The organism is Kitasatospora phosalacinea (assembly GCF_000716545.1).
Taxonomy (GTDB): domain Bacteria; phylum Actinomycetota; class Actinomycetes; order Streptomycetales; family Streptomycetaceae; genus Kitasatospora; species Kitasatospora phosalacinea.
Genome location: NZ_JNWZ01000073.1, coordinates 1 through 21,212 on the forward strand (window position 1 = coordinate 1; position 21,212 = coordinate 21,212).

Sequence of the window (21,212 nt, forward strand, 5' to 3'; positions counted from 1 at the left end):
ACCCCGCCCTCCCCGGCCCCGCCCTGCCAGGACCCGCCGTCCCGGGCCTCCGCCACAGCTGACCGCCCGCACCGCCGCAGCCCGCCGCGTCCCGCGCCCGCGCTCCCCTCCGCCCCGCGCCCCGCTGACATGTGACCGGCGAGTAGGCATACTCTGCGAGTCGGTCCCGCCCCGGGCCGGCCCTGCCCCGACGCACCTGTGGAGCGCACCGTGACGACCTTCGCCTCGCTCGCCGATCTGACCGCCGCGGTCGGCACCGAACTCGGCACCAGCGAGTGGCACACCGTCGACCAGGACCGGGTGAACCTGTTCGCCGAGGCGACCGGCGACCACCAGTGGATCCACGTCGACCCGGAGCGCGCCAAGCAGACGCCGTTCGGCGGGACGATCGTGCACGGCTACCTGACGCTCTCGCTGCTGCCGGTGCTGGCGAAGGAGTGCTACGCCGTGGAGGGCGTCGCGATGGCGCTGAACTACGGCTCGGACAAGGTGCGCTTCCCGGCCCCGCTGCCGGTGGGCACGGCGGTGCGGGCGACGGCGGTGCTGGTCTCGGCGGAGGAGGTGCCGGGCGGCGTGCAGGCGGTGGTCCGGTTCACCATCGCCAGCGAGGCGAGCGCCAAGCCGCACTGCGTCGCGGAGACGATCACCCGCTTCTACCCGGCCGCCTGAACCCCGGCCCCCTTCGGCAGACCGACGACGGACCGTCCCGCACCCGGGGGCGGTCCGTTTCCGCTGCCCGCGCGGGCCACCGTCGCCCCCGTTCCGGCGCGCCACCCTCCACCTGCCGCGTTCCTCCGCTTTGTGCCGGTAATGTCCCGGCCCGAGGTGCGCCGTCCGGCGCCGGGGGCTCCCCCGCCGCCGCTGTGCCGCGCTCCGGCCCGCCGATGCCGCGGGGCGCGCCGCGTCCCGCCGTCCCGGCGTGCCGCCGTCCGGGTGTTCGACCGTGGAGGTGCCGTGTCCCGCCCCGTCTCCTGGCTGTTCCGTGCCGGCGAGTTGGTCGCCGAAGCCGGGCTCGCGCTGCGCGACGCCAGGCGCTCGTACCGGACGCTGCCCCGGGAGGCCTGGCAGCGGATGCGCACGGACGCGTTCGGCGCGGACCCGTCGGGCTGGCGCCTGCACCGGGTCCGCAACTCGCCGCACTTCGTGGACGGGTCGTTCCGCAACCCGGTGGCGACCCGCCGGCTCGCGTACGCGCACACCCCGCTGGCGTTGATGCGCACCAAGCTCGCGGTCGATCCCAACCGCCGTGCCCCGGCCGCCGCGGTCCCGGTGCACCGGCTGCTCCCGGTGGAGCTGGCCACGCCGCCCGAGTCCGGCCTGCGGCTGACCTGGATGGGCCACGCCACCGTGCTGGCCGAGCTGGACGGGGTGCGGGTGCTGTTCGACCCGGTGTGGAGCGAGCGCTGCTCGCCGTTCGACTGGATCGGTCCCAAGCGCCTGCACCCGGTGCCGCTGCCGCTGGCCGAGCTCGGTCCGGTGGACGTGGTGGTGATCTCCCACGACCACTACGACCACCTGGACATGACGACGGTGCGGACGCTGGCCGCCGGCGACGCGGTGTTCGCGGTGCCGCTGGGCATCGGCGCGCACCTGGAGCACTGGGGCGTCTCGCCGCGCCGCATCGTCGACCTGGACTGGTGGGAGACCGCCGAGCTGGACGGCCTGCGGCTGACCGCCACCCCGGCCCGGCACTACTGTTCGCGCGGGCCCCGGCCGAGCGGCAAGTTCCTGTGGTCGTCCTGGGTGGTGGAGGGCAAGCGGCAGCGGATCTTCCACAGCGGCGACAGCGGCTACTTCCCGGGCTTCGCCGACATCGGCCACCGCTTCGGGCCGTTCGACGCGACGATGATGCAGGTCGGCGCGTACTCCGAGCACTGGCCCGAGGTCCACCTGACGCCCGAGGAGGCCGTGCAGGCCCACCGCGACCTGCGCGGCGACGTGCTGCTGCCGATCCACTGGGGCACCTTCGACCTGGCCCCGCACCCGTGGGAGGAGCCCGCCGAGCGGACCGTCGCCGCCGCCCGGGACGCGGACGTCACGCTCGCGCTGCCCCGCCCCGGCCGGCCCTTCGAGCCCGCGGCCCCGCCCACCGCCAAGCCCTGGTGGCGGGCCGTCGCCGCACCCCCCTCCGGCGCGGACCTGCTCCTCCCGCCCGGCCTCACCGCCGTCCCGGACAGCCCCGCCGCCCTCACCACCGCCCCGCCCCGGCCCGACGCCCCCCTCGCCGAGGCCCGCCCGACCGCCGACCACTCCCCGGGGCAGGACGGCGAGGTCCCGCAGTTCTGAGCCCGTCCGGGCGCGCCTGCCCCGCGCCGGGTCCGCGTTCCGGATCGCCGTCACCGGGGCCGTGTCGTGCTCCGCTCCGCTCCGTTCCTCGCCGCCCGCCGTCCGCCGTCCCGCGGGTGGACGGTAAGCCGCCGAGTACGGCAAGCCGGGTTCCGGGGCGCCGCGCCGACCTCCTCCCTCGACGGCCCCCGTCCGGCGCCTCGCCCGCGTGTGACCGGTGCCACAATCCCCGCCCATTGCAACGTGTTCTAGCATGAGCCGGGTGATCGCCCCCGCCGCCCCGCCCCCCGCTCCCTCCCCCGGGCCGCGCTCCTTCGCGGAGCTGCTCGGCATCGAGGAGTTGGAGGAGAACCTGTTCCGGGGACGCTGCCACGCGGGCGCCCCGCTGCGCGCGTTCGGCGGCCAGGTCGCGGCCCAGGCCCTGACCTCGGCCGGGCGCACGGTGGAGCCGGCCCGCCGAGTGCACAGCCTGCACGGGTACTTCCTGCGCCCCGGCGACCCGCGCTGCCCGATCCTCTACCAGGTGGACCGGGCCCGGGACGGCTTCTCGTACGCGACCCGGCGGGTGTCCGCGGTGCAGCGCGGCGAGGTGATCTTCACCATGTCGGCGTCGTTCAAGCACCCGGAGGCGGCGGACGACCGGCAGCGCACGATGCCGCCGGTGCCGGGCCCGGAGGAGCTGCCGGACCCGTACCTGGCCTGGGAGCGGGACGCCCCGGAGGAGTTCGCCAACGCGGCGGTCTTCCGCGCGCTGCGGATGCGCTTCGTCCCGGCGGACGCACCCGGCCTGCCGCCGGAACTGCCGGGCGTCCCGCAGCAGTTCGTCTGGCTGCGGACGGACCACCCGCTGCCGGGGGACGATCCGCTGCTCCAGGTCTGCGCACTGACCTACCTGTCCGACCTGACGCTGGCCTCGACCGCGGCGCTGCACCTGCAACCGCACCGGGTGCACCGGGTGGAGGAGCCCCGGGTGGCGCTGGCCTCGCTGGACCACGCGATGTGGTTCCACCGCCCGTTCCGCGCCGACGAGTGGCTGCTGTTCGCCCAGCGCAGCCCGTCGGCGTCGGACGGCCGGGGGCTGGCGATGGGCGAGTTCTACGACCGGGACGGGGTGCTGGTGGCCTCGGCCGTGCAGGAGACGCTGCTGCGCGAACTGCGCCCGCAGCCCTCCCGGACGGGCTGACGGGCCGACGGGCTACCGAGCCCTTGCCACCCACTGGTGCGCTGTCCTTGTCACCCACTGGTGCGCTGTCCTTGTCACCCACTGGTGATCTGCCGCGTCATACCGCCGCGAGTGGCCGCCCCGTATCATGGTTCGGGTGACCAAGGTTGACCTGTCACCTCGTCCGGTGGAGGCGATGTCCCCCCGTCAGCTCGAACGCCGCGGCTCCCTCCTGTCCGCCGCCCTGGCCCTGGTGACCGAGATCGGCGTGGAACGGCTCCAGATGAAACAGGTGTCGGAGCGTTCTGGCGTGGCCCTCGGTACCGCGTACCGGTACTTCTCGTCGAAGGACCACCTGCTCGCCGCCGCGATAGCGGACTGGCACCGACTGCTGCTCGCCGACCTGGTCGGCGAGGTGGGGGCGGGGCGCGGCGCCTCGCCGACCGAGCGGGCGGTGCGGTTCGTGCGGCGGGGGATGCGGGCGTACCAGCGGCAGCCGGAGCTGGCCCGGCTGCGGGTGGCGGTGGCGACGTCGACGGACCCGTTCGCCAGTGAGGCGTTGCAGGGCCTGGCCCGGGCGGACCGGGCGGCGTTGGGGGCCGTGATGCCGGAGGTCCCGCCGGCCTCGGGGGACTTGGTGCGGCACATGGTGGGGCACGCCTGGCAGGGCGAGTTGACGGCCTGGGTGACGGGCCGCACGACGCTGGACGACGCCCGCACCCGGCTGGAGGACATGGTCCGGCTGGTGCTGACACCGTACGAGCCGCCGCCACCGCTGCCCGTCTGAGCCGCCGCCGCGACCGCCGGCCCGGTCCGCCGGCCGCCGCGTCCCGGCGTGCCGCGCCGATCCGAGGTCCGCTCCGTGGACATAGTTCCTGCTATGTCCACTCCTGTTGAACCCCCGACGGACCGTCAGCCCCCCGCGCCGGACGAGGACGCCTTCCCGCTGGACCGGGTGGTGTTCGGGGTCGGCGCGGTCGCCGTGCTGGCGGTGGTGGCCTGGGGCGTGTTCGCGGAGGACTCGCTGGGCCGGGTCTCGGACTCGGCGCTGGCCTGGGTGCTGCACGACTTCGGCTGGCTGTTCGTGGTCGCCGCGGACGTGTTCCTGCTGCTCGCGGTGGTGCTGGCGGCCGGCCGCTTCGGCCGGATCCCGCTGGGCCGGGACGGCGAGCAGCCGGAGTTCTCCACGATGGCCTGGATCGCGATGATGTTCTCCGCCGGCATGGGCATCGGCCTGCTGTTCTACGGCGTCGGCGAGCCGCTGCAGTTGTACGCGCAGCCCCAGCCGGGCTCCGGCGTCGTGGCGCAGAGCCCGGCGGCGGCGCAGCGGGCGCTGGAGTTCTCGCTGTTCCACTGGACGCTGCACCCGTGGGCGATCTACGCGGTGAGCGGCCTGGCACTGGCGTACACCACCTTCCGCAAGGGCCGGGGCAACCGGATTTCCGCGGCGTTCGTGCCGCTGATCGGCGAGCGCGGGGCGAACGGCTGGCAGGGCCGGCTGGTCGACCTGCTGGCGCTGTTCGCGACCGTCTTCGGTTCGGCGACCAGCCTGGGCCTGGGCGCGATCCAGGTGGCGGGCGGTCTGGGCTACGTCACCGACGTCCGGGCCACCGAGGGCGTCGAGCTGGTGGTGATCGCGGCGTTGGGCAGCGCGTTCGTGCTGTCGGCGATGTCGGGCGTGCACCGGGGCGTGAAGTGGCTGTCGACCACCAGCGTGGTGCTGGCCTGCCTGCTGATGGTGTTCGTGTTCGTGGTCGGCCCGACGGTCTTCGTGCTGGACGCGCTGCCCTCGACGGTCGGCGGCTACCTGTCCGACCTGGCGGTGTTCGCCACCCAGACCGGGGCGTTCACGGACGAGGACTGGCTGGGCTCCTGGACGATCTTCTACTGGGCGTGGTGGCTGTCCTGGGCGCCGTTCGTCGGCACCTTCATCGCCCGGATCTCCCGGGGCCGCACGGTGCGCCAGTTCCTGGTGGGCGTGCTGCTGGTGCCCAGCGGGGCGACGGCGGTGTGGTTCGTGGTGATGGGCGGTTCGGCGATCCGGCTGCAGGCGACCGGCGCGGCCGACCTGGTGGCGACCATCCCGCAGGGCGCGGACGCCGGGCTGTTCGAGATGCTGAAGTCGCTGCCGCTGGGCGCGGTGACCAGCGTGGTCGCGGTGCTGCTGGTGATGCTGTACTTCGTCACCTCCGCCGACTCGGCGTCCCTGGTGCTCGGTTCGCTATCCTCCGGCGGCGCCCTGCACCCGCGCACCTGGCTGGTGGTGGTGTGGGGCGTGCTGATGGCGGGCGTGGCCGCGGCGCTGCTGCTGGCGGGCGGGCTGACGGCGCTGCAGAACGCCACCGTCCTGGTGGCGCTGCCGTTCGTGCTGGTCATGCTGGGACTGTGCGTGGCCCTGGTGCGCGAACTGCGCACCGACCCGGCGGCGGGGCGCCCGCGCTCCCACCCCGCGCACGGGCTGCGGGACGCGGTCGGAGCGAGCGTCGGCGAGGATTACCCCGAGCGGTCTCGCCCGCAGGAGTGAACCGGCCGCCGGGCCGCCCACCGGTGCGGCCCGGCGCCCCCGGCGGCGTCCGGTCGGGGTGGCAACTCCCGCTCCTCTGGCCCGAGTTCGCCATGGAAACGGCCGCCCGGGCCGCTACGCGCGTCGCCGATCAGCCGTTCGACCTGCGCGGATGCGGGAGCGGAGGTTCCGACGCCGAGATCCCTTCCAGACTTCACCCGCGTTTCGCGACCGCGTAACACCTCCCTGTCAGGCTCTCTGCCATGAACGCCCGCACTCTCCCGTCGGCCCAGGATCCGCGCTTCCCGCTGCCCCGCCGCCACCGCCGCCTGCTCGCCTGCGCCGCCGTCGCGGCCTCCGTCGCGCTGGGCTCGCTCGGCGTCGGCGCCACGGTGGAGACCGTCCGCCACCAGAGCGAGTCGGCTCGGGCGGTCGGCCAGGGCGGCCGCTGAGCCGGGCGGGTGGTGGGCGCCGGGCCTCCGGCCGATACTGAGGGTGACCGGCTCGAAGGGAGACCCGCCATGGAGACCGGCACCGTCAAGTGGTTCGACCCCCGCCACGGCTACGGCTACATCGCCCCGGACACCGGCGGCCCCGACGTCGCCGTCTACTACGACTCGGTCCTCGCCGACACCGACGAGCACCGCTTCCTGCACCAGGGCCAGCGCGTCCGGTACGACGGGACGGTCCAGGAGTTCCGTCCGGTCGCCGAACGCGTCCACCCGCTCACCTACTGAAACCCGGCGCTGAACCCGGCACTGAAAACCCGGCGCTGGACCCGGGCAGGGCCTACACGCCCTGCCGGTCCCGTTCCCGCCCCGGCGCGGGGACGGTCGCCGGGCGGGAGTGCCGACCGCTGCCCGCGGGGGGCTCGGGTTCGGCGCGGGGGGCGTAGCGGGCGGCGGGGGCGCGCAGCAGCCAGGTGCGTCCGGCGGGGGCGGCGAGGCCCATCCGGTGCAGCAGGTCGAGCGCGTCGCGGCGGAAGGCGGCGAGGTCGGCGAGGTAGCCGGCGTCCCAGCCGGCGCTCATGCCGTAGTCGTCGGTGATGTCGCCGAGGGTGCCGTCGATCAGTGCGTCGGGGACCAGGACGGCGGGCGGCGGGGTGTCGGTGCCGACCGGACGCAGGTCCTCGACCAGGCGTTCGGCGAGCAGCAGCGCGGCCTGGGCGAGGGTGCCGGGGCCCGGCAGGGCGAGGTCGGTGAGTTCGTCGGCGGGGTCGAGCAGGGCGACGCCCTCGGCGCGGATCTCGGCGGTGAGGCCGAGCAGTTCGGCGAACCGCTCCGTCTCGGCGGGGGCGGCGGCGAGCAGGTGGGCGCGTTCGGCGGGCGCGAGGTCGTGGTGGAGCACGACGGGCGTCTCGGCGAGCAGTCGGCGGACCGTCACCTCCGGTCCGGCGGCGGGCAGCGGGGGCGCGGTGAGCAGGTCGGCGGCGAGCGCGGCGGGCGGCCGCCAGTCGTCGAGCAGGGCGCGGACGGCGGGCGGGGCGGCGGCGGGCGGGACGGCGCCGGCCAGGGCGCGGGCGAGCGCGGCGTACCCGGCGGGGTCGAGGCCGGGCAGCGGGCGGCCGGGCAGCGGGCCCTTGTGCAGGCGGGCGTGGGCGGGGCCGAGGGTGAGCCGGTAGCCGAGCAGGGCGCGGAAGCGTTCGGCGAGCACCTCGGCGTGACGGCGGATCAGGGCGAGTCCGGCGCCGTGCGGTCCGTCGGCGGTGACCAGCGGGTGGGCCATCAGCAGCCGGGCGGCGGTGCGCACTTCGCCGGCGGCGTCCGGGCGTTCGGGTTTGCGGTGCCGGCCGCCGCCGGTGGGGCGGGTGCCGGCCTGGACGGGCGCTTCCCGGCGTATCCGGCGGTAGCCGAGCGGTCGGAACAGCGGCGAGGTGCTGTGGTGGACGGTGGGGCCGTGCCACCAGCTGGTGCCGGGCGCCGGTTCGGCCTGCCGGGGCGCCCCGCCGAGGTGCCTGGCCCCGTACGCGCCGAACACCGCGCTGGCCAGCAGGTCCGCCTCGGCGGGTTCGGCGGCGGCGAACCGGGCGGCCAACTCCTCGGCGGCCGCGACGACTTCGGCGCCCGGACGGTCCTGCGGGCGTGCCTGCGAGCGCGTCCGCGGGCGCGCCTGGTCGGCGAGCCGTCCGGCTCCGCCCGTGCGCCCCGTCCCCGATCCGCCGGCCGCCGCAGCGACTTCGACGGCTGCTCGCTGCCGCTCCATGTCGTGCCAAGCCTAGACGCCGAACCGGGCAGTACGCGCCGGTAACAACCTCTTCCGCAGGTCGCCGCGGTCCCCTAGGGTTCCGGGCATGCCACACCTGCCCGATGTCGTGCTCTGGTCGATACCGGCCTTCGTGCTGCTCACCGTCCTGGAGCTGGTCTCGTACCGGTTCCATCCGGACGAGGACGAACAGGGGTACGCCGCGAAGGACACCGCGACCAGCCTGACCATGGGCCTGGGTTCGCTGCTGTTCGACGCGGGCTGGAAGATCCCGATCGTGGCGGTCTACTCGTTCCTGTACGAGCTGACGCCGCTGCGGGTGCCGGTGCTGTGGTGGACGGTGCCGCTGATGCTGCTCGCCCAGGACTTCTTCTACTACTGGTCGCACCGCGGCCACCACGTGGTGCGGATCCTGTGGGCCTGCCACGTGGTGCACCACTCCAGCCGGCACTACAACCTGTCCACCGCGCTGCGCCAGCCCTGGACTTCGGCCACCAGTTGGGTGTTCTTCGTGCCGATGGTCCTGGCGGGCGTGCACCCGGCGGCGCTGGCGTTCTGCTCCTCGGCGAACCTGGTGTACCAGTTCTGGATCCATACCGAGCGGATCGGCCGGCTGCCCCGCCCGGTCGAGTACCTGTTCAACACGCCCTCGCACCACCGGGTCCACCACGCCTCCCAGGGCGGCTACCTGGACCGCAACTTCGGCGGCATCCTGATCGTCTTCGACCGGCTGTTCGGCTCGTTCGCGGCCGAGGCCGAGCGCCCGGTGTACGGACTGACCAAGAACATCGGCACCTTCAACCCCCTGCGGGTCGCCACCCACGAATACGCCTCGATCGCCCGGGACATACGGGGAGCGAGCACCTGGGGCGACCGGCTGCGGCACCTGACGAAGGGGCCCGGCTGGCACCCCGCGCCCCGCACCGAGACCACCGCCGCCACCGGACCGGAGAGTGCCGCCGCATGACTTCCCTCCGCGACCCGCGCACCGCGCGGGCCCTGCTGATCGCCTTCACCGTCGTCGCGGCCGCGCACCTGCTGGCGATCGTCTTCGGGATCAAGCCCCTGCAGTACGGCACCAAGCCGCTGCTGATGCCGCTGCTGGCGGGCTGGGTGTGGGCCCTCGCGAAGCCCGGCACGCCGAAACTGCTCGTCCCCGCGCTGCTGTTCGGGGCGGGCGGGGACATCCTGCTGGAGATCGGCGGGGCGGTGGCGTTCCTGGCCGGGATGGGCTCGTTCGCGGCCGGCCACGCCTGCTACGTGACGATGTTCGTCAAGCTGGGCGCGTTCGCCGACCGCCGCCGGGCGCTGCTCCTCGCGGGCTGCTACGCGGTGCTCTGGGCCGCGCTGATCGTGCTGCTCTGGCCCGACCTGGACGCGGGGATGCGCGTCCCGGTGGCGCTGTACAGCCTGCTGCTGGCCTCCACCGCGGTGACCGCCTCGCAGGTCAACGTGCGGGCGGGGCTGGGCGGGGCGCTGTTCCTGTTCTCCGACACCCTGATCGCCACCGACCTGGCGGACTGGCGGCACCTGCCCGCGCACGGCTTCCTGATCATGGCGACGTACCTGGCCGGCCAGTACCTGCTGACGGTCGGCACCCTGGAGCGCACCGGCGGCGTGGAGCGCAGCGACGGCGCCGAGCGCGGCCGCGGCGTGGAGCGCGCCGCCTCCTGAGCGTGCGGGAGGGCGGGACGCGAAAGGGCGGCACCCTCGCGGGTGCCGCCCTTCCTCGTGCCGTCGGCCGCGTGGGACGCGCGGCCTGCCCGGTACGGTGGGCGCGTACCGGACGGCTGCTCAGGAGGCCCGGCCGGTGGCCGCGCCTCGGCGGCGCAGCAGCCAGAACCCGCCGATGCCGGAGCCCACCAGCGCGGCGCCGACGGCCAGTCGGGTGCCGTCCATGCCGACCGAGCCGCCCAGGCCGGTCTCCACCCCGCCGTGCGGGATCTGGGCGCCCTCCCAGACGCCGGCCCCGGCGGCCGCGCCGCTGGTGGCGCCGCTGGTGGCGCCGCTCACGCCGGCGGCCGCGATGGCCACCGCACCGACGAAGCCGTCCCCGTTGGGGCACTTGCCGTCGATGCCCCAGGACGAGTCGGTGGTGGTGCGCTTGGCGGCGGCCGCGGCCATCTCCTGTTCGGAGATGACGGTGGCGCTGCCCGAGTACTTGCCGTCGGGGCCGACTCGGAGCGTGGTGGAGCCGCCGGCGAAGGCCAGTGAGGTCGCGGTGACTGTCTTCTCCGTGCTGCTCGCGCACGTGACACTGACCGAGACCGACTGCCCGGGCTGGGCCTGCGCGGGAGAGACCCAGGCGGGCTCGCTGCCCTTCGCGGACGCGGGGGCGGTGCCGGCCAGGCCGAGCAGGACGGTGGTGCCGAGCAGTGCGGCGGCGGCGGTGCGCGTCGGGCGCATGCCGTACCTCCAGGGGATCGGGGTTGGAACAGCGGCTCCGTGTTCGTGCCGCTACTCCCGGTTGCCGCCCACGCTAGGCAGTGCCGCCCGACCCGGCGAACTCGCAAGGCCGTTCGGGTCCGATCGATGGTCCGGACCCGAACGACGTACGGCCCGCCGGAGCACGGCGCCGGTCCCGCCCCGCCCCTCCTCGCCCCTCCTCACCCCGCCCCGCCCCGGCGGGCCCCAGGCGCGGGGCCCGCCGCCGGAGCGCCGGAAGGGCCCGCCCGTCGCGGGCGCGCCCTCCGGTCCGGCCTCCCCCCGGGAGGGGCTACTCGTTGCGGGCGGTCTCCGGCCCGGTGATCCGGCGCAGCAGCGGCAGGGTGGCGCCGATGACGGCCAGCGCCCCGGCCAGCCCGCCCGCGACCGCCAGGTAGTAGCCGGTGCCGAGCGAGTGCAGCGTGTACTGGAGCTGGGAGCGCAGGAACAGGTCGGCGGCCAGCAGTCCGGTGCCGATCGCCACCGCCGAGACCGCCAGCAGCGGCACCGCGGACTCCATCAGCACCACCCGCCGCAGCATCGCCAGCGGCACCCCGCTGAGCCGCAGCAGGCTGAACGGCCGCTTGCGCTCGCCGAGCGCGGCGGCCACGCTGACCGCCAGGCTGCAGCCCGCGATCGGGAAGGTCGCCAGGATGACCACCTTCGCCAGTTGCTGGAAGCCCTGCAGTTCGGCGCCGGACTCCTTCCGCCCCTCGGCCAGGGTGTGGGACTGCCGGTTCGTCGGGTAGGCGGCGTCCACCATCGTCCGGGCGCGCTCGACGGCGGCCCGCGAGCCGTCGGTGGCGACCACCACGCTCACCACCGGCAGGGCCGCCACCTGCTCGGCGGTGTAGGGCGCGGGGGGCCACGCGGTGTCGGAGTAGTCGCGGAAGCCCGCCAGCACGGACGGCAGGTAGGCGGTGGCCGCTCCCGGCTCGCAGTGGCCGAACACCCCGACGGCGTCGAGGTCCGGGCAGGCCACCACCTCGGAGGCCTCGGTCTCGTCCCCGGCGCGGACCGGCACCACCCGATCGAGCGGGTGCACCAGCATCGTGCCGCGCACGCCGGGGACGGCCAGCAGGCCGGCGGTCAGCCCGGGCGGCGCGGGCGGGCCGGCGCTGCGGTCCAGGCCCTCGGGGGTGCGGCCCTCGCTGAGGCTGTTGGTCAGCACGTTGTCGAACTGCGGGCCGCCCTCGACCCGGCCGCGCTCGTCGGTCATGGTGGTGATGATCCCGATCGTCGCGGTCATCACCAGCAGGGCCAGCACCAGCCCGCTGACCGCCCGGAACCCGGCGGTGGGGTTGTCGGCGAGCCGGCGGGCCGCGATCAGCGTGGCCGGGCGCTGGGTGCGCCGGGCCAGCAGGGCGGCGGCCCGGCCGGTCAGCCAGGGGCCGGAGAGCACGATGCCGATCATGATCAGACCGAACGCGGAGAGGTACCCCCGCACCTGGCCCGGGATCGACTCCGGGTGCCGGACCAGCAGGAACACCAGCTCGGCGAGCCCGGCCAGCAGCGGCGCCACCCGCCAGGCCCGGGGCGGCTTCGGGGTGACCCGGCGGCTGACCCCGAGCGGGGAGATCCGCACCCGGCGCAGCGCGATCCGGGCGGCGACGACGGCCGCCAGCGGCACGCCCAGGCCGACGACCGCGATCTGCGGGAACGTCAGGGCGAGGTCGGAGGGGTAGAAGCGGTACCCGGTCAGCCCCATCCCGGCGACCCGGCCGCGCAGCGCGAGGTAGGGCAGGAAGCCGAGCAGCACGCCCGCCGCGGCCGCGAGCGCGGACTCGACGGCGGAGACCGCCGCCACCTGCCGCGGCGTCGCGCCGACCAGCCGCATCGCGGCGAAGCGGCGCTCGCGCTGGGTGGCGCTCAGCCGGGTGGCCGTGCCGATCAGGATCAGCAGCGGGAAGACCAGCGCGCCGGTGACGACGGTCAGGATCAGCGTGACGCCGCTGGACTGGATGCCGATCGGGCAGTCGTCGCAGCGGTCGGGCGGGGTGGTGACGATCCGGGTGACCCGCACCGCGCCGTGGATCGCCGACAGCTCCTGCGGGGTCCGGCCGACCAACGCGACCAGGCTGTCGGGGCCGGGCAGCGCGTCCTTGCCGAGGATGCCGATCCGGTGGCCGCCGAAACGGTCGGCGAGCTGTTCCGGGGGCACCGCGTCGGCCAGCTTCGCCAGTGCGGGCGACAGGTAGTACTCGCCGTCGGCGGGCAGCCGGTCCACCCCGGGCGGGAGCACGCCGGTCGGGCCGGTGGGGGCGAGGTCGACGCGTCCGATCTGCTGCCCCTGGAAGCTGTCGCGCCGGATCATCCACCACAGCGGCGCGTTGCCGTCCGAGGTCGTCCCCGCCGCCTCCCGATCGGCGGGGGCGGTCTCGGCGTCGGCGACGAAGCCGGTGTTGGTCCAGGCGTAGCGGCCGTTCTGGGTGTGCACGGCGTTGACGGCCGCGAGGGTGGTGAGCAGCAGTCCGACGCCGACGGCGACGGCGGCGGCGGCGGTGACCAGCAGGCGCAGCAGCGCTTCGCGGCCGCCGCTGACGGCGAGGCGCAGGCCGAGGCGGATCATCCGGCGACCCGTCCGCTCAGCGAGGTGGCGCGGCCGTCCCGGACGATGGCCTCGCGGTCGGCGTAGGCGGCGATCCTGGCCTCGTGGGTGACCAGGACGACGGTGGTGCCCTGGGCGCGGGCGGAGTCGACCAGCAGGTCCATCACGTGTTCGCCGGTGAGCGAGTCGAGCGCGCCGGTGGGTTCGTCGGCGAACAGCACGCGCGGTTCGGCGACCAGGCCGCGGGCCAGGGCGACGCGCTGGGCCTGGCCGCCGGAGAGCTCGCCGGAGCGGCGCCCCTCCAGCCCGTCCAGGCCGAGCCTGGGGAACCAGGCGCGGGCCCGGGCCAGCGCGTCGGCGCGCTTGGCGCCGCCGAGCAGCAGCGGCAGGGCGACGTTCTCCTCGGCGCTCAGCTCCGGGACGAGCTGGCCGAACTGGAAGACGAAGCCGAAGCTGTCGCGGCGCAGGGCGCTGCGCTGCTGCTCGCCGAGGCGGTCGATCCGGCGGCCGTCGAAGTGGATCTCGCCGCCGTCGGGGGCGAGGATGCCGGCCAGGCAGTGCAGCAGGGTGGACTTGCCGGAACCGGAGGGGCCCATCACGGCGAGGATCTCGCCGGCGTCAACGGCCAGGTCGGCGCCGCGCAGGGCGGGGGTCTCGCCGAAGGAGAGGGTGACGGCGCGGGCCTCGATCAGGGGTGCGGTCATCGCTTGGCCACCTCCGCGGCGAGGGCGTCGAGCCGGGCGGCGGTGAGGTCGATCCAGCGCAGGTCGGACTCCAGGTGGAACAGGCCGTGGTCGGCGAGCAGGGCGTCGACCAGGCTGCCGGAGCGCTTGACCTCGGTGAGTTCGCGCATCCGCTTCAGGTGGGCGGCGCGCTGGGTGTCGAGGTAGCGCTCGGCGTCGCGGCCGAGCATCAGGGCGAGCACGACCTTGCTGAACAGCACGGTCTGCAGGTGGGGTTCGGCGGCGACCGGCTCGCTCAGCCAGTCCTCGAACTCGGTGGCCCCCGCCTCGGTGATCACGTACCGCTTGCGGTCCGGCCCGTCGCCGGCCTCGGGGTCGCCGACCACCACCTTCCCGTCCCGGGCGAGCCGCCCGAGGGTCGCGTAGACCTGGCCGAAGGGCAGCGGTTTCCCGCGCCCGAAGAAGGCGTCGTAGTCGCGCTTGAGGTCGTAGCCGTGGCTGGGCTCGCGTTCGAGGAGCCCGAGCAGGGTGAGTGGAACGCTCATGGCGGGAGCGTACGCCGCGCGTACACTCCGCGTCTATACACTCGGAGAATACTGACGCGCGGATCTTCGCCGGCCACCCTCTGCCTGCGAGTTTTCACCCGCAGGGGGGCACGATGCGGTTCGGACCGCTGGAACACATCACGACGAAGACGGACACACCGCTCGGCGAACTGCTGCTGCACCGGCGGAAACCGGAGAGGGACGCCTTCGGCCTGCCGACGATCAACGGCCCGGAGGACTGGTCGTTGAACCTGGCCGGCCGGCCGCTGGCCGGACTGCTGGAGGACGGGCGGACGGTGGCCCGCACCCGCTCCGGCGAGTGGAGCACGAGGAGGCCGACCCGCTGCGGGTGCTCGCCCTGGCGGTGTACGCCTGGGCGGCCCTGGACCGCGTCAACACCAACCCGGTGCTGCGGAACGTGCTGCCGGCGCTCCTCGGCGCGCCGGTCTCCTGAGAGACCTCACAGGTCGAGGTCGACCACCACCGGCGCGTGGTCCGACGTCCCCTTGCCCTTGCGGGCCTCGCGGTCCACGTAGCTGTCGGTGACGGCTTCCGCGAACGGCTTGTTGGCGTACGTCAGGTCGATCCGCATGCCGCGGTTCTTCGGGAAGGCCAGCGCCCGGTAGTCCCAGAAGGTGTACGGGCGGTCGTACTTGAGGGCGCGGGGGACGACGTCCCGCAGGCCGGTCTCCTGGAGGGCGGTGAGGGTGGCGCGCTCGGGGGCGGTGACGTGGGTGAGGCCCTCGAAGGCGGCGACGTCGAAGACGTCCTCGTCGGCGGGGGCGACGTTGAAGTCGCCGAGGACCGCGAACGGGCGCTCGCCCGCCGCGTCCTCGCGGACGGCGTCGCGCAGCGCGGCCATCCACTCCAGCTTGTAGCGATAGTGCGCGTGGTCGACCTCGCGGCCGTTGGGCACGTACACCGACCAGACCCGGACGGGGCCGCAGGTCGCGGCGACGGCGCGCGGCTCGACCACCGGCAGCAGCGCGTCCTCGGCGAGGTAGCCGGGCTGGTGGGGCAGGTCGCGGACCACGTCCTCCAGGCCGATCTTCGAGAGCACGGCGACGCCGTTCCACCGGCCGTCGCCGTGCGCGGCGGACTCGTACCCCAGCTCGGCGACCGCCTCGGCGGGGAAGGCGTCGGTGGCGCACTTGAGCTCCTGCAGGCACAGCACGTCCGGCTCGGCGGACTCCAGCCACTCCAGCAGCTTGGGCAGCCGGGCGGTGACGGAGTTGATGTTCCAGGTGGCGATGCGGACGGTCACGGCGGCCTTCCCTCGGCGGTGCGGACGGACGGGGCCCCGGCGCGCGGGCCGGGCACCCCGTCCGAACATACCGCCCGGCGCCGACAGCGCCCGGCAGCTGACGGCGGCTCAGCGGCGGTCGGGCACCACCACCCCCGCCGCGCCGCCGCCGCGCCGGACGGGTTCGGCGGCGGCCAGCCAGCGGCCGTCCGGGAGCCGTTCGACGCCGGTGGCGGCGCCGATCTCCGGGGTGGCGGCGAACACGTGGCCCAGCGCCTGGAGCTCCGCCGCCTCGGGCGAGGCCAGGAAGGCCGGTTCGGCCTGGGTGGCGGCGGTGTTGCGCTGGCTGGCCCGGGGCGCGGCGATGGCCTGTTCCAGCGTCAGCCCGCGGTCGACCCGGCCGGTCAGCACCTGGAGGACGGTGGTGATGATGGTCGCCCCGCCGGGCGAGCCGAGCGCCAGGTAGGGCCGGCCGTCCTTGAGCACGATGGTCGGCGAGATCGAGGAGCGCGGCCGCTTGCCCGGACCGGGCAGGTTCGGGTCGGGGACGCCGGGGGTGAGCGGCGCGAAGTCGAAGTCGGTCAGCTCGTTGTTGAGCAGGAAGCCCCGGCCGGGGACGGTGATGCCGCTGCCGCCGGTCTGCTCGATGGTCAGCGTGTAGGAGACCACGTTCCCCCAGCGGTCGGCGACCGTCAGGTGGGTGGTGCTCTGCCCCTCGTACGGTTCGGCGGCCGGCTGCCCGCTGTCCGCGCAGGCCGCCGGGTGGTACGGGTCGCCGGGGGCGAGCGGGCTGGTCAGGGCGTGCGCCGGGTCGATCAGGCAGGCCCGGGCGGCGGCGTAGCCGGGGTCGAGGAGCTGCCGGGTCGGCACCTGGACGGCGGCCGGGTCGCCCACCCAGCGGTTGCGGTCGGCGAACGCGATCCGGCTGGCCTCCAGGTACCGGTGGTCGTACTGGACGGGGTCGGCGAGGTCGGCGCGGCTGCTGCGGGCCAGGATGTTCAGCGCTTCGCCGACCGTCGTCCCGCCGGAGGAGGACGGCGCGATGCCGTACACGTCCAGGCCCCGGTAGGTCACTCGGGTCGGATCCTGTTCGCGGACCCGGTAGGCGGCCAGGTCGGCGGCGTCGACCCGGCCGGGGCGGGCGTTGCGGCCGGAGGCGGGGTCGACGGGCGGGTGCTGGAGGGTGCGCACGACGTCGGCGCCGATCGGGCCCCGGTAGAGCGCGTCGGTGCCCTGGCGGCCGAGCTGGCGGTAGGTGGCGGCCAGGTCGGGGTTGCGGAGGACGGAGCCGACGGCCGGGAGCTGCCCGCCGGGCAGGAACAGGGCGCGGCTGGCCGGGAAGTCCTGGAACCTGGCCTGGTTGGCGGCGGTCTGGTCGCGGAAGGTCTGGTCGACGGTGAAGCCGCGCTCGGCGATCCGCTCGGCCGGGCGCAGCACCTCGTCCAGGCCGCGGGTGCCCCAGCGGCGCAGGGCCCGCTCCCAGGTCGCGGCGGTGCCGGGGACGCCGACGGACAGGCCGCTGGTGACCGCGTCGTTGAAGGGCAGCGGGGTGCCGTTCTCCAGGAACAGCGAGCTGTCGGCGCTCCGGGAGGCGGTCTCCCGGCCGTCGATGGTCTCGACCCTGCCGGTGCGGGCGTCGTAGTGGACGAAGTACCCGCCGCCGCCGATGCCCGCCGAGTAGGGCTCGGTGACGCCGAGCGCGGCGGCGGTGGCGACGGCGGCGTCCACCGCGTTGCCGCCGTGCTTCAGCACCTCCAGGCCGGCGGCGGTGGCGTCGGCGTCCACGCTGGCCACCGCGCCGCCCCAGCCGACCGCGACCGGCTGCTTGCCCGGCGGAGCCTGGCCCGACTGCCCCGCCGCCGCGGGGGCGGGAGCGCCCAGCAGCGCGGCGGCGGTGACGAGCGCGAGGAGCGGGACGGGACGGGTACGGGCGCGCATGCGGCCTCCCTGGGTCGGCGTCGGTCTCCCGTTCTCCCACAACCGACGTGCACCGGACAACAGGCGTGTCGGCCATCCGGGGCGCGTTCACGCGGCATTGACGCCGCGTCAACGTCCCGTGCCGCGCCGCCGGTCGGCGCGGCACGGGCCTCCGGGGTCAGGTCAGCGTCGCCCGGCGGCGCTTGACGGTGCGGAAGCGGCGGGCCACCTGCCGGGCCAGGTCCGCGGCGCCGACCAGTCCGGCCTCGTTGCCGAGGTCGGCGTGGACGATGTCGGCCTCGGGGCGGAAGCCGCGGCCGGTGAGGGTGCGGCGGAAGGCGTCCCGGGCGGGGCCGAGCAGCAGGTCGCCGGCCTCGCTGACGCCGCCGCCGATCACGAAGCGGCCGGGGTCGAGCGCGGCGGCCAGGTTGGCGATGCCGACGCCGAGCCAGCGGCCGACCTCGTAGAGCAGTTCGACGGCGACGGCGTCGCCGTCCCGGGCCGCCTCGGTGACCAGCGGGCCGGTGATGCCCAGCGGGGTGCCGCCGGCCCGGGCCAGCAGCGGCTGCACCACCGGGGACTCCTCGGCGGCCAGTCCGCGGGCCTCGCGCACCAGTGCGTTGCCGGAGGAGTACTGCTCCCAGCAGCCCCGGTTGCCGCACGGGCAGCGGTGGCCGCCCGGCACCACCTGCATGTGGCCGAACTCGCCCGCCAGGCCGTGCTTGCCCCGGTCGACGTGGCCCTCGCGGACCTGCGCGCCGCCGATCCCGGTGCCCAGGGTGATCATCACCATGTGGTCCTCGCCGCGCCCGGCGCCGAACCGCCACTCGGCCCAGGCCGCCGCGTTGGCGTCGTTCTCCACCACCACCGGGAAGCGCAGCCGGGAGCTCAGCGCCTGCTGCAACGGCTCTCCGCGCCAGTTCAGGTGCGGGGCGAAGAGCACGGTGGAACGCGCGGCGTCCACCCAGCCGGCCGCGCCGACGCCGACGGCGTGCACGTCGTGCTTGTCGGCGAGTTGGAGGACCAGGTCGACGATGACGTCCTCGACCACCTTGGGGCTCTTGCTCTTGTCGGGGGTCTCGGTGCGCAGCCGTTCCACCACGTTGCCGTCGCCGTCGACCACGCCCGCGACGACCTTGGTGCCGCCGATGTCCACCCCGATGGTGGGGAGCCTCAGCAGCCCCGCGGGCAGGGTGCGCCGACGGCGCTCGGCGCGCGGGCCGAGGCCCAGCAGGTTGGGCAGGACGGGGCGGACGGGGCCGCTGGCACGGGTCACGGAACGAATGCTCCTCGGTTCGGTAAAGGTTGCGGTCCGGGGTCGGAGGGCCGTGGACGAACTGGCAGACTGAGCGCTGGAAACCCAGCGGATTCTCACGAAAAAGTGATGTTCCTCTCAGGTTTCCGCGAGTGTCGACAGCAACTGATCGAGTGTGTGACGCAGTCTGACAAGTGTGATGCGTGAACCGGGGGACCTTGCCCCGGACGGCCGGACGACCCGATTCGAGAGACTTACATGCAGCTGACAGGCACCCCGTTCCTCCTCCTCACGATCGTCCTGGTGCCGGTCTCGATCGTGGTGGCGCTCCTCCTGTGGGGGAGGGTCCGCGGGCCGAAGCCCTTCCAGGCGCTGTCCAGGATCGTGATGCTGCTGTTCTGTCAGATCACGGCCGTCCTCATGGTGTTCGTCCTGGTGAACAACGCCAACCTGATCTACGGCAGCTGGGACGACCTGTTCGGCACCGGCAACCACGTCCGCGCGGTGCCCAACCTGCAGACCGGGCCGGACGGCGGGGGCGCCGGTGGCCCCGGGAACGACGCCCAGCACCAGAAGGTGATCCAGCAGTTCAAGCCGGTCAACGACTCCAAGGTGCCCGGCGACGTGCAGACCACCGACCTCAAGGGCCAGATCTCCGGCGTGGACGGCGAGGTGCTGGTCTGGCTGCCCCCGCAGTACAACGACCCGGCCTACAAGGACAGGACCTTCCCCGTGGTGGAACTGCTGCCGGGCTGGCCGGGCTCCTCCAAGACCTGGTTCGGCACCCTGAAGGTGTCCGAGCAGCTGAAGCCGATGATGCAGAGCGGGAAGGTCGCCCCGTTCATCCTGGTCTCCCCGCGCACCACCCTGCTGGACGACAGCACCGACACCGGCTGCGCCGACGTTCCCGGCAAGGTCAACGCGGACACCTGGCTCGCCCGCGACGTCCCCCGGATGGTCCTCGACAACTTCCGCGCCGACCCCTCCGCCGACCGCTGGGCCGTGGCCGGCTACTCCGCCGGCGGCCACTGCGCCGCGAAGCTCGCCCTGGAGCACCCCGACCGCTACCGCGCCGGCGTCAGCCTGTCCGGCTACAACGACCCGGCCGTCGAGGACAAGTCGCTGACCGCGAAGGACCCGCACCTGCGCGAGATCTCCAACCCGCTCAACATCCTCAAGTCCGCCAAGACCCCGCCGAGGACCTCGCTCTACATCAGCGGCAACAAGGGCGACGGCCTGGAAGCCGGCGAGGCCCTGAAGGCCGCCGCCAAGCCCCCCACCGCGGTCACCGTCCAGGAGACCGACGGCGCCCACAGCAGCGACGTGTGGAAGCCCATGATCCCGGGCGTCTTCACCTGGCTGACCGGCGTCATCCCCGTCCAGCACTGACCCTCCCCCGCGGGCCCGGCCGCCACCCGGCGGCCGGGCCCGGGCGGGTCAGGGCTTCGGCAGGGTGTCGACGTAGTCGGTGCCGGCGGCGTAGAAGCCGTCCACCGCCTTCTGGACGTCGACCTGGGACACCGCCTCGTCGGCCTTGTGGTAGAACCAGTTGACCTTCATGTCCCAGGTGCGGCCCGTCCCGAGGGAGGGCAGCAGGTCGATGAACCAGTTGCTGAAGTGGACGTCGAGCTTCTCGCGGGCGACGTACTTGCCGGAGCTGGTGAACAGGTCCTTGCCGTCCAGCGAGTAGGTCACCTTCCCGTCCACCGCGGTGATCATCATCAGGTGCCAGCCCTGCAGGTGCTGCTTGAGGGCGTGGGTGACCCGGTCCGGCGGGTCGGCCTTGAACCAGCTGGTGGTGTCGAGCTGCGGGCCGGTGGAGCCCCAACCGCCGTTGGCCATGTACTCGTAGTCGAGCTCGCTGTAGTTCGCCGAGGAGTCCTCGGGCGAGATCGGGAAGAAGGTCTGGACGACGTGGTCGCCGTTGCGGCCGCTGCCGGGCTTGTCGCTGAGGTAGACCCGGGCGGCGTACGTCCCGTTGAGGAACCGGGCGCCGGTGGTCTGCACCTCGACCTGCTTGGTGCCCTGCTTGGTGCCGTCGGTGGACGAGCGCAGCCGCAGGACCCGGCCGCCCTGGGCGTCGGCGTCGGTGGGGAAGGAGGCTCCGGTGGCGCTCCAGGTGTCCTTCACCCCGGGGCCGCCCGCGCCGTCGCGGGCCTCCCAGCCGTGGTCGGCGAAGGCGGGGTCGTCGGGCCCGGTGTAGTGGAAGGAGTCGAACAGCGTTCCGGGCGGGCCGGTCGGGGTCGGCGAGGCGCTCGCGGCCGCGCCGCCCTTCGCGCCCGCTCCCCCGGTGGCCGCGCCGTCCCCGGCTCCGGCTCCGCCGCCGCTGGAGCAGGCGGCGAGCAGCGACAGCAGGGCCGGCACGGCGAGTACGCTCCACGCGCGGCGACGGGGCATGCGGCGGGGCTGGCTCACACGGGCTCCTTGCGGCGTAGCGGCGGCGC

At 74.7% G+C, this 21,212-nt stretch carries 20 protein-coding genes; 11 read left to right on the forward strand and 9 right to left on the reverse strand.

Translation table 11 applies throughout. The annotated features are described in order from the left end of the window. The first annotated feature begins 210 nt into the window (after positions 1-210). The 7 genes from OO48_RS28415 to OO48_RS28450 all read left to right on the forward strand — a co-directional run bounded on the left by OO48_RS28415 (position 211) and on the right by OO48_RS28450 (position 6,688). The gene (locus OO48_RS28415) at positions 211-669 is read left to right on the forward strand and encodes a MaoC family dehydratase (protein WP_033221410.1); all 459 of its coding nucleotides are present in this window, start codon (positions 211-213) and stop codon (positions 667-669) included. A gap of 402 nt (positions 670-1,071) precedes the next feature. After that, on the forward strand, positions 1,072-2,286 hold the full coding sequence (locus tag OO48_RS28420; protein ID WP_245194843.1) for an MBL fold metallo-hydrolase: 1,215 nt from the start codon (positions 1,072-1,074) through the stop codon (positions 2,284-2,286). Between the two features lie 253 nt (positions 2,287-2,539). Next, entirely contained in the window at positions 2,540-3,469 is a 930-nt protein-coding gene (locus OO48_RS28425) for an acyl-CoA thioesterase (protein ID WP_033221370.1), read from the forward strand. 136 nt (positions 3,470-3,605) lie between these two features. Continuing rightward, positions 3,606-4,235: a TetR/AcrR family transcriptional regulator gene (locus OO48_RS28430; RefSeq protein WP_033221414.1), complete on the forward strand. Its 630-nt coding sequence runs from the start codon at positions 3,606-3,608 to the stop codon at positions 4,233-4,235. A 93-nt stretch (positions 4,236-4,328) separates the two neighbouring features. Next, positions 4,329-5,972 carry a BCCT family transporter gene (locus OO48_RS28435; protein ID WP_033221372.1) on the forward strand — a complete coding sequence of 548 codons (1,644 nt, stop codon included), beginning with the start codon at positions 4,329-4,331 and terminating at the stop codon, positions 5,970-5,972. Positions 5,973-6,214: 242 nt separating this feature from the next. Then, positions 6,215-6,403 carry a hypothetical protein gene (locus OO48_RS37715; protein ID WP_033221375.1) on the forward strand — a complete coding sequence of 63 codons (189 nt, stop codon included), beginning with the start codon at positions 6,215-6,217 and terminating at the stop codon, positions 6,401-6,403. A 69-nt stretch (positions 6,404-6,472) separates the two neighbouring features. Then, a complete protein-coding gene (locus OO48_RS28450; protein WP_033221377.1) occupies positions 6,473-6,688 on the forward strand; it encodes a cold-shock protein in 216 nt (71 codons plus the stop codon). A gap of 52 nt (positions 6,689-6,740) precedes the next feature. Here the strand turns inward: OO48_RS28450 and OO48_RS35495 are convergent, their stop codons facing one another. After that, entirely contained in the window at positions 6,741-8,153 is a 1,413-nt protein-coding gene (locus tag OO48_RS35495) for a DUF2398 family protein (protein WP_106970441.1), read from the reverse strand. An 88-nt stretch (positions 8,154-8,241) separates the two neighbouring features. Here OO48_RS35495 and OO48_RS28460 point away from each other — a divergent pair, with 88 nt between their 5' ends. Both OO48_RS28460 and OO48_RS28465 read left to right on the forward strand, forming a co-directional pair. Beyond that, a complete protein-coding gene (locus OO48_RS28460) occupies positions 8,242-9,120 on the forward strand; it encodes a sterol desaturase family protein (protein ID WP_033221379.1) in 879 nt (292 codons plus the stop codon). After that, complete coding sequence (locus OO48_RS28465; protein WP_033221381.1) at positions 9,117-9,827, forward strand: lysoplasmalogenase; 711 nt, start codon at positions 9,117-9,119, stop codon at positions 9,825-9,827. The genes OO48_RS28460 and OO48_RS28465 overlap by 4 nt, the downstream gene beginning before the upstream one ends. Before the next feature lie 120 nt (positions 9,828-9,947). Here the strand turns inward: OO48_RS28465 and OO48_RS35500 are convergent, their stop codons facing one another. The 4 genes from OO48_RS35500 to OO48_RS28485 form a co-directional block, all read right to left on the reverse strand. Then, on the reverse strand, positions 9,948-10,559 hold the full coding sequence (locus tag OO48_RS35500) for a hypothetical protein (RefSeq protein ID WP_051733001.1): 612 nt from the start codon (positions 10,557-10,559) through the stop codon (positions 9,948-9,950). A gap of 310 nt (positions 10,560-10,869) precedes the next feature. After that, positions 10,870-13,146, reverse strand: a complete 2,277-nt coding sequence (locus OO48_RS28475) for an ABC transporter permease (RefSeq protein ID WP_033221383.1) — start codon at positions 13,144-13,146, stop codon at positions 10,870-10,872. Further along, the gene (locus tag OO48_RS28480) at positions 13,143-13,829 is read right to left on the reverse strand and encodes an ABC transporter ATP-binding protein (RefSeq protein WP_033221384.1); all 687 of its coding nucleotides are present in this window, start codon (positions 13,827-13,829) and stop codon (positions 13,143-13,145) included. Before OO48_RS28480 ends, OO48_RS28475 begins: the two co-directional genes overlap by 4 nt. Further along, positions 13,826-14,353 carry a PadR family transcriptional regulator gene (locus OO48_RS28485; RefSeq protein WP_033221385.1) on the reverse strand — a complete coding sequence of 176 codons (528 nt, stop codon included), beginning with the start codon at positions 14,351-14,353 and terminating at the stop codon, positions 13,826-13,828. Before OO48_RS28485 ends, OO48_RS28480 begins: the two co-directional genes overlap by 4 nt. Before the next feature lie 319 nt (positions 14,354-14,672). Here OO48_RS28485 and OO48_RS40820 point away from each other — a divergent pair, with 319 nt between their 5' ends. Continuing rightward, positions 14,673-14,807 (forward strand): hypothetical protein, encoded by a 135-nt coding sequence (locus OO48_RS40820; RefSeq protein WP_280842438.1) that lies wholly within the window; start codon positions 14,673-14,675, stop codon positions 14,805-14,807. A 6-nt stretch (positions 14,808-14,813) separates the two neighbouring features. On the opposite strand, the gene OO48_RS28490 is transcribed toward OO48_RS40820, so the two are convergent. The 3 genes from OO48_RS28490 to OO48_RS28500 form a co-directional block, all read right to left on the reverse strand. After that, positions 14,814-15,617, reverse strand: a complete 804-nt coding sequence (locus tag OO48_RS28490; RefSeq protein ID WP_033221387.1) for an exodeoxyribonuclease III — start codon at positions 15,615-15,617, stop codon at positions 14,814-14,816. 108 nt (positions 15,618-15,725) lie between these two features. Further along, the gene (gene ggt / locus OO48_RS28495; protein ID WP_033221389.1) at positions 15,726-17,534 is read right to left on the reverse strand and encodes a gamma-glutamyltransferase; all 1,809 of its coding nucleotides are present in this window, start codon (positions 17,532-17,534) and stop codon (positions 15,726-15,728) included. A gap of 157 nt (positions 17,535-17,691) precedes the next feature. Then, complete coding sequence (locus tag OO48_RS28500; protein ID WP_051733012.1) at positions 17,692-18,747, reverse strand: ROK family glucokinase; 1,056 nt, start codon at positions 18,745-18,747, stop codon at positions 17,692-17,694. Between the two features lie 279 nt (positions 18,748-19,026). On the opposite strand from OO48_RS28500, the gene OO48_RS28505 reads away from it, so the two are divergent. Next, on the forward strand, positions 19,027-20,157 hold the full coding sequence (locus OO48_RS28505; RefSeq protein WP_033221393.1) for an alpha/beta hydrolase: 1,131 nt from the start codon (positions 19,027-19,029) through the stop codon (positions 20,155-20,157). Positions 20,158-20,205: 48 nt separating this feature from the next. On the opposite strand, the gene OO48_RS28510 is transcribed toward OO48_RS28505, so the two are convergent. Continuing rightward, positions 20,206-21,183 carry a glycoside hydrolase family 16 protein gene (locus OO48_RS28510; protein WP_157845557.1) on the reverse strand — a complete coding sequence of 326 codons (978 nt, stop codon included), beginning with the start codon at positions 21,181-21,183 and terminating at the stop codon, positions 20,206-20,208. Positions 21,184-21,212: the final 29 nt, after the last annotated feature.

Coding starts and splice junctions, on each gene's coding strand:
- OO48_RS28420 (WP_245194843.1), top strand. CDS start 1,072: ATGCGCACGGACGCGTTCGGCGCGGACCCGTCGGGCTGGCGCCTGCAC.
- OO48_RS28425 (WP_033221370.1), top strand. CDS start 2,540: ATGAGCCGGGTGATCGCCCCCGCCGCCCCGCCCCCCGCTCCCTCCCCC.
- OO48_RS28435 (WP_033221372.1), top strand. CDS start 4,329: ATGTCCACTCCTGTTGAACCCCCGACGGACCGTCAGCCCCCCGCGCCG.
- OO48_RS37715 (WP_033221375.1), top strand. CDS start 6,215: ATGAACGCCCGCACTCTCCCGTCGGCCCAGGATCCGCGCTTCCCGCTG.
- OO48_RS28450 (WP_033221377.1), top strand. CDS start 6,473: ATGGAGACCGGCACCGTCAAGTGGTTCGACCCCCGCCACGGCTACGGC.
- OO48_RS35495 (WP_106970441.1), bottom strand. CDS start 8,153: ATGGAGCGGCAGCGAGCAGCCGTCGAAGTCGCTGCGGCGGCCGGCGGA.
- OO48_RS28460 (WP_033221379.1), top strand. CDS start 8,242: ATGCCACACCTGCCCGATGTCGTGCTCTGGTCGATACCGGCCTTCGTG.
- OO48_RS28465 (WP_033221381.1), top strand. CDS start 9,117: ATGACTTCCCTCCGCGACCCGCGCACCGCGCGGGCCCTGCTGATCGCC.
- OO48_RS35500 (WP_051733001.1), bottom strand. CDS start 10,559: ATGCGCCCGACGCGCACCGCCGCCGCCGCACTGCTCGGCACCACCGTC.
- OO48_RS28475 (WP_033221383.1), bottom strand. CDS start 13,146: ATGATCCGCCTCGGCCTGCGCCTCGCCGTCAGCGGCGGCCGCGAAGCG.
- OO48_RS28480 (WP_033221384.1), bottom strand. CDS start 13,829: ATGACCGCACCCCTGATCGAGGCCCGCGCCGTCACCCTCTCCTTCGGC.
- OO48_RS28485 (WP_033221385.1), bottom strand. CDS start 14,353: ATGAGCGTTCCACTCACCCTGCTCGGGCTCCTCGAACGCGAGCCCAGC.
- ggt (WP_033221389.1), bottom strand. CDS start 17,534: ATGCGCGCCCGTACCCGTCCCGTCCCGCTCCTCGCGCTCGTCACCGCC.
- OO48_RS28505 (WP_033221393.1), top strand. CDS start 19,027: ATGCAGCTGACAGGCACCCCGTTCCTCCTCCTCACGATCGTCCTGGTG.